8 protein-coding genes are annotated in these 11111 nt (G+C 34.7%); 4 read left to right on the top strand and 4 right to left on the bottom strand.

Features of this window, described 5'->3' with window-relative positions; genetic code table 11:
- Positions 1 to 139: 139 nt before the first annotated feature.
- Entirely contained in the window at positions 140 to 3394 is a 3255-nt protein-coding gene (locus QP953_RS10085; protein WP_309554881.1) for an FG-GAP-like repeat-containing protein, read from the top strand.
- Positions 3395 to 3396: 2 nt separating this feature from the next.
- Here QP953_RS10085 and QP953_RS10080 read toward each other — a convergent pair whose 3' ends face one another.
- The 4 genes from QP953_RS10080 to gmk all read right to left on the bottom strand — a co-directional run bounded on the left by QP953_RS10080 (position 3397) and on the right by gmk (position 6357).
- On the bottom strand, positions 3397 to 4296 hold the full coding sequence (locus tag QP953_RS10080; protein ID WP_052598598.1) for a hypothetical protein: 900 nt from the start codon (positions 4294 to 4296) through the stop codon (positions 3397 to 3399).
- A 41-nt stretch (positions 4297 to 4337) separates the two neighbouring features.
- Complete coding sequence (locus tag QP953_RS10075; RefSeq protein WP_052598597.1) at positions 4338 to 5057, bottom strand: (Fe-S)-binding protein; 720 nt, start codon at positions 5055 to 5057, stop codon at positions 4338 to 4340.
- Positions 5058 to 5115: 58 nt separating this feature from the next.
- A complete protein-coding gene (gene apaG / locus QP953_RS10070) occupies positions 5116 to 5502 on the bottom strand; it encodes a Co2+/Mg2+ efflux protein ApaG (RefSeq protein WP_052598596.1) in 387 nt (128 codons plus the stop codon).
- 273 nt (positions 5503 to 5775) lie between these two features.
- A complete protein-coding gene (gene gmk / locus QP953_RS10065) occupies positions 5776 to 6357 on the bottom strand; it encodes a guanylate kinase (protein WP_052598595.1) in 582 nt (193 codons plus the stop codon).
- A gap of 417 nt (positions 6358 to 6774) precedes the next feature.
- Here gmk and QP953_RS10060 point away from each other — a divergent pair, with 417 nt between their 5' ends.
- From QP953_RS10060 to lptB, 3 genes are all read left to right on the top strand, one after another.
- Positions 6775 to 8589, top strand: a complete 1815-nt coding sequence (locus tag QP953_RS10060) for a glycosyltransferase family 39 protein (protein ID WP_309554879.1) — start codon at positions 6775 to 6777, stop codon at positions 8587 to 8589.
- Positions 8590 to 8969: 380 nt separating this feature from the next.
- Positions 8970 to 10193 (top strand): alanine dehydrogenase, encoded by a 1224-nt coding sequence (locus QP953_RS10055; protein WP_309554877.1) that lies wholly within the window; start codon positions 8970 to 8972, stop codon positions 10191 to 10193.
- A 146-nt stretch (positions 10194 to 10339) separates the two neighbouring features.
- The gene (gene lptB / locus QP953_RS10050; protein WP_052598592.1) at positions 10340 to 11095 is read left to right on the top strand and encodes an LPS export ABC transporter ATP-binding protein; all 756 of its coding nucleotides are present in this window, start codon (positions 10340 to 10342) and stop codon (positions 11093 to 11095) included.
- The last annotated feature ends 16 nt before the right edge of the window (positions 11096 to 11111 follow it).

The raw sequence follows: 11111 nt of genomic DNA, 5'->3' as shown, positions 1-11111 counted from the left end.
TAACTTTGATAAATAGGAGCCCAACCCAATTTATACGTTAAAGTTAATCAAAAACACACAATTACAGTATAATGATAAGTTTTTTTTTATTAAATTTCAAATTAGATTAGCATGTTTTTTCTAGATCAAAAAAATAATAATGAATTTTCGACTTATCCCCCTTCTTCTTCTTTCCCCTATATACTTAATTAGCCAAGAAAATACCTTGCTCAAATTATTGCCCCCTCAAGAAACAAACATAACATTTACCAACAAATTAACAGAAGATAAAGAATATAACATATACAGAAATTCTTACTTCTACAATGGTGCAGGAGTTGCTATTGGCGATATAAACAATGATGGACTCCCCGACATTTATTTTACAGGTAACATGGTTCCTAATAAATTGTATATAAACAAGGGAAACTTAAAATTTAAAGATATTACAAAGGAAGCGTTACCAAATATAGTAGAAGGTTGGTGTACAGGAGTAACTATGGTTGATATTAATAATGATGGTTTTTTAGATATTTATGTTTCAAGATCTGCTGACATTAGAAATGACTCTCTCAATAAAAATCTACTTTTTATTAATAATCAAGATCTAACATTTAGTGAACAAGCCAATCAATATAATCTAAATGATTCCTTATTTTCTACACAAGCTGCATTTTTTGATTACGATCTAGATGGTGACTTAGATGCTTATATTATGAATATCCCAGGGAATGAGTATGAGCTGGACAGGTTTGTTTCTCTCAAAAAAAACTCATCAACATATAAGTCAGATCATTTTTATATTAATGAATCAGGAAAATATATAGAACAATCCCAAAAATTGGGGATACAAAACAATTCATTTGGACTTGGCTTAAGCATAGGAGACTTGAATAATGATGGCTATCCAGATATTTATGTATCTAATGATTTCGAAATAAAAGATTACATGTACATTAATCTAAAAGATTCTTTTGTAGATAAAAACTTATCTAACATGAAACACATTTCTAACTTTGGGATGGGGACAGATATTAATGATTTCAACAATGATGGTCACTTAGATTTGATACAACTAGATATGGCATACTCTCGCCACATTCGATCTAAAATGAATATGCCTAGTATGTTCCCGACAGCATTTTGGGCTCGTGTAAGACAAGGTAACCACTATCAATATATGCTTAATTCACTTCAAATTAACAATGGCAATGCAACCTTTAGTGATATTGCCTTATTAGCTGGAGTAGCAAAAACAGATTGGAGTTGGGGGGCACTAATGGCTGATTTTGATAATGATGGATATAAAGATTTGGTTATTACAAACGGCTATCAAAAAGATGTGCGAGATAGAGACACAGAAGTTAAAATCGATAAATTTATCAAAAGAAAGGAAAATGTTAGTTTTGAGGAGCTATTCTTAGCAACAGTAAAAACAGCTCCTAAAATTAGTGAGAGTAACTTTATTTTTAGAAATAAAGGAGATTTAAGTTTTGAAAACGTGACGAATAAATGGGGACTAGATAAAAAAGTTAACTCTAACGGACTTGCATACGCTGATTTAGATAATGATGGAGACTTAGATTTAGTTATTAATAACCTTGATGAGGTTGCTTCTATTTATGAAAACACTTCAGAAAGTCAAAACAATTATTTATTAATACAGCTAATTGGTCCTAGCAAGAATACATTTGCAATAGGTACTAGAGTTACTATTTACACAGGAAAAGAACAACAAATGTCAGAACTTTTTCCTACTCGTGGTTTTCAATCTTCTGTAGACTACAAATTACATTTTGGCATTGGAAAAAACGAATACATCAATAAAATAGTTATTCGTTGGCCTGATCAAAAAACGACGATATTAAGAAATATCAGAGCAAACCAAATTTTAAAACTTAACTACAATACTTCTAAATTTACCACCTTAAAAACGCCTTCGAAAAAAACACCTATATTTAAAAATATTTCTCAAAGTTTTGGGGTCAACTATCAGCATACAGAAAACCATTTCAATGATTTTAATAGAGAAGTATTACTACCACATATGCTATCTAGACAAGGACCATCCTTGGCTGTTGGAGATATAAATAACGATGGCTTAGATGATATTTTTATTGGTGCATCAAAAGAAAATACATCTACTATTTTTACACAAGAGAAAAATCATTCTTTTGTAGAGCACTCAACCTCTATCTTTGAAGAAGATATTTTTAGCGAAGATGTTGGTGCTCTATTTTTTGACTATGACAATGACAATGATTTAGATTTGTACGTATGTAGTGGGGGAAATGAATATTATATTGACGATTATCGCTTCCAAGATCGTTTGTATCAAAACAACAACGGTCAGTTCAAAAAAACAGATCATCTTCCTAAAATGTACACAAGCACACAAGTAGTCAAGGCAGCTGATTTTGATCAAGATGGAGATTTGGACTTATTTGTTGGAGGACGCTTAGTCCCAGGCAAATACCCATCAGCACCACGTAGTTACTTGCTTCAAAACAACAATGGGCAATTTATAGATGTTACAGAAAAATATTGTCAAGATTTAATGTACCCAGGCATGGTTACAGGCGCTGAATTTGGAGATGTAAATGGAGACGGACTCCTAGACCTAACACTACTTGGAGAATGGATGCCGATGATGACATTTCTCAACAAGGGGCAATCATTTGAAAAAATGCCCATACAACAAGAAAGTGAAAGCCTTTGGTTTAGCTTAAAGGCTGTCGATTTAGACAACGATGGGGATTTAGATTTTGTAGGAGGGAACTTAGGCAAAAACTGCAAGTTTAAAGGAAACTTAGAAAAACCTTTTAATATTTATGCAGACGACTTTGATGATAATGGTACTTGGGACATGATGATGAGTAGTTATGAGGGCGACAAGAATTACCCTGTCAGAGGTCGTGACTGTAGCTCAGAGCAAATGCCATTTATCACAGATAGCTTTCCAACTTTCAAAGCATATGCAATTGCTGAAATCACTGAAATATGTGGTCCCAAAATCGATACAGCGCTACACTTAACAGCTCGTGGGTTCTATACTTCTGTATTTTTAAATGATGGCAAAGGGCAGTTTACGATGAAAAAACTACCAAACGAAGCACAATTTTCACCAACTAAAGATATTTTAGTAGAAGATGTTAATAAAGATGGCCATATTGATCTAATTTTGGTTGGCAATATGTATGATACCGAGGTGGAAACGGTTCGATATGACGCTGGTCGTGGAACAGTTTTGCTGGGTAATGGTAGGGGAAGCTTTGCCCCACTATCTCCTGTAGAATCTGGTTTTTTTGCTTGGGATAATGTCAAACAAATTCGAAAAATAAAAATTGGAAAACGACAAGTCTATCTTCTAGCCGTTAACAATGGAAAACTCATGGCATTTGAAAAAATAAGATAAAGCTATTTTTGAAGTGCCTGCAAGAAAACAGTACTTAGTTCTATCGCTTCCAAAGCTTGCTTTTCAGCCTCTTTTTGGACTTGATCTAAATTCTGAACATCGAGACTAATAGAGGCTTTAGGCAGTATCAAGTAAGCAATATTTTGTCTAAAAATCAACCATTTATCCAATGTAGGCAAAGACAAAAATTGAGCAATCAAATGCCGATTAATCAAATAATAACTATGCATAAATAAGGAACTATTAATCGTAAATTGTTCCTTAAATTCAGGTAGCTCTATTTGTTGATTAAATTCTACTTGTTGCCACTTATCGTGTTGGTAAGGTTTGGGAATCAAGGCCGTACTTTCTTCGCTGTGTTGTTGTTCGTGTCTTATTGCAAAGAACCAATATTCTTGTATTTTTTTTTCTTGTTTAATTTGAATGGTAGAAATATTTACTGCTTTATAATTGTAATAATCTACCTGATGAATTGCCTCAGGAGTGTATCCCCAAATATAAGGTAACATCGTTTTTACGATATGAAAACTTCGTTGATCGATGCTTTTTAGATCATTGTGTTTATCTACGATTTTTTTTTTAGACCATCGGCGGATTTCTCCACTCAACACGCGCATTTTTTGCTTATATTCTTTGTTATTTTTCTCGTATTGTACCCGCAACATATCGACCCAATACCAAATTACACCTACTACAATAACCGTATACACCAATAAAAGTGCATTGACATCGAGTGAGGCAACAATGAGATAACCTATATATAGAATAAACCCACCTACAATTGTTTTTACAGAATTGTTTTCACTAGCCAATACATTCCACCAACTATTTTTCTGCTTTTTTAGTTGATGATATTCTTCTAATAATTCTTCTTTCGTCTTAACGACCTTCTTTTTACTCATACGTACGTTTTACTTAAAGTACCTCGTTACAACCTAAACTCCTACCCTCCTACTAATACATCTGCCAAATGCAATGTTTTTAGTGGTACTTTCTTTTTCTTTATATAACCTTCTAAATGCATTAAACAAGATAAATCCGTTGAAATAATATACTCTGCCGACAGATCTAAAGCTTCTTCCACCTTTTTTTCTGCCATTGCTACCGAAATAGGTTCATACTTAGCAGAAAAAGTACCTCCAAAGCCACAACAAACCTCTGAATTAGGATTTTCAAGGAGCTCCAATCCCTTTACTTTGGATAACAATAGCCTTGGAGCTTCTTTTATTTGACATTCTCGAAGAGCAGAACAAGCATCGTGGTACATAGCCCTTCCTTCTAACTCCACAGTTAAGTTTTCTATATTACAATGTTCCACCAAAAATTCAGAAAATTCATAAATATGCTTCTGCAAGTGCTCCAATATAGGCTGCTCGACATCGGTCCCCAACAATTCTTTATAATGATTTTTAATAAATCCTACACAAGAAGCAGAAGGGCAAACCACTTGTTTTTTGTCTCCAAAATCTGCCACAAACTTCTTAGCAACGTCATACGCTTCGTTCCAAAACCCTGCATTTAAGGCTGGCTGTCCGCAACAAGTTTGATTGGGGTTATACTCCACCGTACAACCAACCTGTTTTAAAACTGTCACCATATTTACAGCCGTCTGAGGATAAAGTTGATCGATAAAACAAGGAACGAATATATGTGTTTGGGTCATGAATTAAAATGCAATTAAAATATCTATTGAATAAACAGTATATTACAAAAGTAATATATTAGTTGTACTTGAAAGGAGGCACCAAATAAAAGGTCGGAATTGTCACATCAAACAATGTTCCATCAGCATCTCGTTTCATAGTATACTTACCAGACATTTTTCCTAAGTCTGTTTTCAAAGGACAACCAGATACATATTGGTGCACATCATTGGGTTTCAAAACAGGTTGCAAACCAATAACACCATCTCCTTTGACCTCTCTAAGCATTCCCGTAGAATCCCAAATATGCCAATGTCTACTCAGTAACTGAACTGTTTCTGTTCCCAGATTTTCAATAGTTACTCGATATGCATGTACGTATTCTCTTGCAAATGGCTTGGAATACATTGATTGATACATGGCTTCCACGCTAACCCTTATATCATGCGTAATTGCAGTTTCCATGGTAATTGCCTTTTTGTGTTCAAAATAGTTAGAGCAAGTTTAAAATTTATGTTCTTCAAAACCAATAGTTTTGGCAAAAATGAGTTGATTTTAGTACCTAACAACGCTCTTTTTTAGGCTGATAGAGTGCTACTATCAAGGCTCAAAAAAGCTGCCAATAGCGGCTAAATCAAACATTTGTAACTTAAAGATAGAATTTAAACAGGTTCTTAATCCAATGACATTAACCTACTCTTTTTAAGGTCATAAATTCTCCACAGGTTTTAGATTGTTTTATGAGCTAGTTTCCAAAGCTAAAAAATTTTCTACAATTTCTTCTGCTTCTTGCAAAGCCAATGACAAGTCACTGTTAACTAAGGTAATATCAAAGTGGCGCTCATAAGTCATTTCTTCCTTTACTCGATTGATTCGTTTTCTCAAACTTGCATCGTCTTCTGTTTTTCGATTCATCAAACGTTCTTTTAGTATTTCAAAAGAAGGTGGTTTCACAAAAATAGACAGAGCTTGCTCACCATATTTTTGTTTGATAGACAAGGCACCCTTTACATCAATATCAAATAACACATGCTTGCCCGATTTCCATAAACGATCAATTTCACTTCGCAAAGTACCATAAAACTGGTTTTCGTAGACTTCTTCATATTCTACAAAATCACCAGCATTAACTTTTCTTTTAAATTCATCTGGACTCAAGAAATAATAATCCATTCCGTTTACTTCTCCATATCGAGGAGTCCTAGTACATGCCGAAATGGAAAAGGAGACGTCTTTTCGTGTTTTTAACAAATGACGAACTATAGTGGTTTTCCCTGCTCCAGAAGGAGCTGTAAAAATGATCAATTTCTTATTATCCATGAATGTGTAGTTAAGCTTTTAAAGAAGGACAAAAAAAAAATGTTTCACTTCATAATCAATTCAAGTAAATACAAAGGTAAGTTTTTTTGGTTCGAGTATTGAATAGTTTTCTATAATTTTAATTATTCTACCCTTTATCTGTTGTCACCCCCCTTCATTTAAGACTATAGATTTGAGTTTTATTTGTTTAAAACCAGCCATTTATTCCGCTTGTATAAATGCCCTATATAATTGGGAATTAAAATCTAAATTTTGCCTTTTATTATATACTTTGTTCTTAAAAAACAAACAGATATTCCTTTGAATCAAAAACAAATATCTTATTTTGCATATCATTCTAATCTTCCTATAGAGCGTATCTAAGACCAACAAGTTGTTTTTAGTACTTACTCTAACACACGAACCAACATTAATTGCATGGCAAAGAAAAAGAATCGCAAAGAAAGTCAGAAGAAAAAAACAATTACTAGCAAAGAGACCAAAAAAGCAGAACCAGTTTTGCCCAAAGACGCTGCCAATACAACGACAACGCCTAGCAAATTAACATGGGATGTGTTGCTCATTGGAGGTCTAGTTCTCTTTGTTTTACTAATTCGATTCAAACTACTAAGCATTCCTTTTGAACGAGACGAAGGTGGTTTTGCCTATATTGCTTATCAAATGTTAGAAGGCAAAAGTCTTTATACTGACTTATACGAAATCAAACCCCCTTTACTTTATATTACCTATGCCTTTTTTATCCGTGTTTTTGGGCATTCTGTTGAGGGCATTCACACAGGGCTACTCATCTTTGATGTTGCTTATATTATAACTCTTTTTGCTTTCGCTAAATATTTCTTTGACAAAACAATTGCTGTTGTCGCTGCTTTTGCATTTGCTATTTTAAGTCTAGGTCCCAATTTATTGGGGTTTGCTGCACATGCCACTCATTTCGCTATCTTGCCAGGATTAATTGGCTTATTCATCTTAACCAAAGCAATTGATTCTCAGAAAAAAAGCCTTTTTCTATTCGCAGGATTAGCCTGTGGTACTGCATTTTTAATCAAGCAGCAAGCCATTCATTTCATGCTCTTTTCTGGCTTCTATGTTATTTTTGCATTTTTTAGACAAAAGCCCATCGATTGGAAAAATTGGTTTGTCAGTGAAGTTCTGCTAGTAATTGGTTCGGTAACACCTTACTTATCGGTTGTATTGTATATGCTAGCTCGAGGGCATTTTGATGATTTTTGGTTCTACACCGTTGCTTGGCCTACTGAATTTGCAACCTCCTCGCAGACGGGAGCTAATTATGAGATTTTTAAAATGCAAATCAACCAAGTCATTCCAGACCAAGAATGGATCTGGTATCTAGGTTTAGGAGGAGCTATTTCTATGTTTTTAGTCAAAATTGACAATAGGTGGCGTGTATTTACCTTAATGTTTGCCCTGTTCATGTCTTTTGGTTTAGCCACAGGTTTCCACTTTTATGCCCATTATTTTGTTGTATTCATACCTGCTTTGGCACTTTTGAATGGTATGTTTGTAAGAAATACAGGAATCTTAATCAATAACATTCTAAATATCAACTGGGGGATTATCATTCCTACCGTAATCTTTATTTTTGCTTGGACGCAAATTATACGAGTAGATTCTAGTTATTTCTTTGCTCCTGATGAAGATAAAATTTTACGTAATGCCTATGGCACGAATCCTTTTCCTGAATCAAAGATTATCGGAGAATACTTAAAACAAATTTCAACCCCTGAAGATAAAATTGTTGTTGCCTGCTCAGAACCTCAAATTAGCTTTTATGCCAAACGTGAAAGTGTTACTGGACAAGCCTTTGGTTACCCTCTTGTATACAATGGCGTTTACATGAAACAATTGCAGGATGAGTTTATTCAAGATGTGGAGACAGGAAAACCGCGCTTCTCGGTTTACACTTGGATGAATACTTCTTGGTTAAATCGAGATCCAACAGGACGAATTTTTAAGTTTATAGAACAATACCATCAAAAGTATTATAATCTTATTGGTGTTGCTGAGTGTATCCCCACAAGGAACATTCAAAACGGCCCCATCATATATCAAACATTTTACAAGTGGAATCAGGATGCCCTTCCTTATTACAACCAACGTATGCAACAGTGGCAACAACAAAATGCTGCTTTACAAAAACAGGGCAAGGCTGGCGGTCCTCCACCTCCTATGATTACTATTTGGGAACGCAAACCAGATGTCCCCTCGAGTTAAGAACCATTTTTTATAAAAAAAGAACGACAAAAATGTTAACTATTTCCTGCTGCTGAAAATCAAAAAATACAGCAACTGCTTTCATAACTTTTTACATCCACAGCCTTTATAGAGGAAAATTTAATTCTTGTTAATCCTTTGTAAAAATTGAGCATTTTTAAACTATTAATCTATTTTCTTACGTATCTTAAAGGGAGTTTTTAATAAAAAGCTAAAAATTAGCACTATTAAACCTTAACATAAAGATTATTAATTCGTTATAAATTACTATTAAGATTCTAAATTCTCAAGCTAGTCCTAATAAACGAATTTAGTATCGTGTACATAGAACGATCATAATTCTATATTTATAACTCCCCTTGGCAAACACACATCCACATATGGAAAAAAGAAAGATTGATATTCCTCAACGGTTAACGCAAAATATGTTAACGCCACAAGAAGAATGTTTAGAAATTCCTCAAAAAAAAGCAAAGTTGTTTATTGGAATTCCTAAAGAAAGGTCTTTTCAAGAAAATAGAGTTGCCCTATCTCCTGCTGCTGTCAAAACACTAGTCAATGCAGGTCATAAGATAGTGGTCGAAGAAGATGCTGGTTTGGAAGCTGGCTTTTTAGATTTTGAATATTCAGAGGCAGGTGCAGAAATTGCTTACAGCTCTGAACAAGTTTTTAAAGCTCACGTCATTATAAAAGTCGCTCCTCCCTCTCTTCAAGAAATCGATTTGTGTCATCCTGGACAGATTATCATCTCTCCTATTCACTTACCTTCCTTATCCGAAGAATATATCTATCGCCTCAAAAAGAAACGGGTCACAGCTTTGGCGATGGAATATATGAAAGATCAATCTGGTATTTTTCCGTTTGTACATAGTATGTCTGAAATGGCCGGAATTAGTGCCATGCAAACAGCCGCAGAATTGCTTTCTAAAAGTGGAAATGGGCTGGGTATCTTATTGGGGGGCATCCCTGGTATCCCTCCAGCCAAGGTCGTTGTTTTAGGCGCTGGAGTCGTTGCAGAAGTTGCGACAAGAGTAGCTCTAGGTTATGGTGCAGAGGTACGAGTTTTTGATAACAATATTCGAAAACTCATGCGCTTACAAGGCAATTTGAGACAAAAAATATACACTGGCACTTTTAACTCGCCAGAACTAGAAGTTGAATTGAGAGATGCAGAGGTCGTCATTGGAGCCATTCACTCAGAAATTGGTCGAACACCAATTATTGTCAGTGATTCTATGGTTAAAAATATGAAATCGGGCTCTGTTATTATTGATGTTAGTATTGATCAAGGCGGTTGCTTTGCTACTTCCAGAATGACGACTCACGACAAGCCTACCTTCATTGAGTATGATGTTATTCATTACTGTGTTCCTAATATCGTAGCAAGAATCCCACAAACAAGCTCTAAGGCAATTAGTAATATTTTAATTCCTTTCTTTTTAGAAGCTGGAGGTACTCAAGGGATTGAAGCGTTGCTCCATTCTTCCCCTGGCTTTAGAAATGGGGTTTATATGTACAAGGGTTGTTTAACCAACAAGTACTTGAGTGACTTTTTTAATGTCAAATATACAGATTTGAATTTACTATTAGCTTCTAATTTATAAACCTATAGATCAAGTATTTTAGTTTAGATGCTTTTTGATTAGACTTTCTTACAATTCGATATCCATTTGATTCAAAAATTAAGTTATCCAACTTAAGAATTCTTGTGTAGCATAATTCTTTCACACCAACGTACTCATACTTCTATATGCAGCTTAGAGCAGAAAATCTAATGAAAAAATACGGCAACCGAATGGTTGTTAAAGGCGTTTCTTTACAAGTAGAACAAGGAGAAATTATTGGTTTGCTGGGTCCTAATGGTGCTGGCAAAACAACTAGTTTCTATATGACTGTGGGGTTCGTACAACCACTACAAGGCAACGTTTTTTTAGACGATTTGGATATTACCAAACTCCCTATGTACAAACGGGCAAAGCTAGGTATTGGCTACTTGCCCCAAGAATCTTCTATTTTTAGAAAATTATCCGTAGAAGACAATATTTCTGCTGTTCTAGAAATGACCAATTTATCTAAAAAGGAACAAGCCGAAAAATTAGAAGATTTAATTGATGAATTTAGATTGCATAAGGTACGTAAAAGCAACGGAGATACATTGTCAGGAGGAGAACGTAGACGCACTGAAATTGCTCGTTCTTTGGCGGTCAACCCTAAGTTTATTTTGCTTGATGAACCCTTTGCTGGCATCGACCCCATTGCAGTAGAAGATATTCAATCCATTGTTTTTAAACTAAAACAAAAAAATATTGGCATCTTAATCACAGATCATAGCGTTGAACAAACACTATCGATTACCGATCGTTCCTATATTATGGTTGATGGGAGTATCTTTAGAGAAGGTACATCGGAAGAACTAGCCAGTGATGAAAAAGTACGAGAGGTTTATCTTGGGCAGAGTTTTACACTCAAGCGAAAATTTGAATTGCCCCCACGAAACCAAGATTAAAATAAACACCTGTATT

This window comes from Aureispira sp. CCB-E, from assembly GCF_031326345.1.
In the GTDB taxonomy this organism is placed as follows: domain Bacteria; phylum Bacteroidota; class Bacteroidia; order Chitinophagales; family Saprospiraceae; genus Aureispira.
This window is presented reverse-complemented; position numbering and strand designations above follow the sequence as displayed.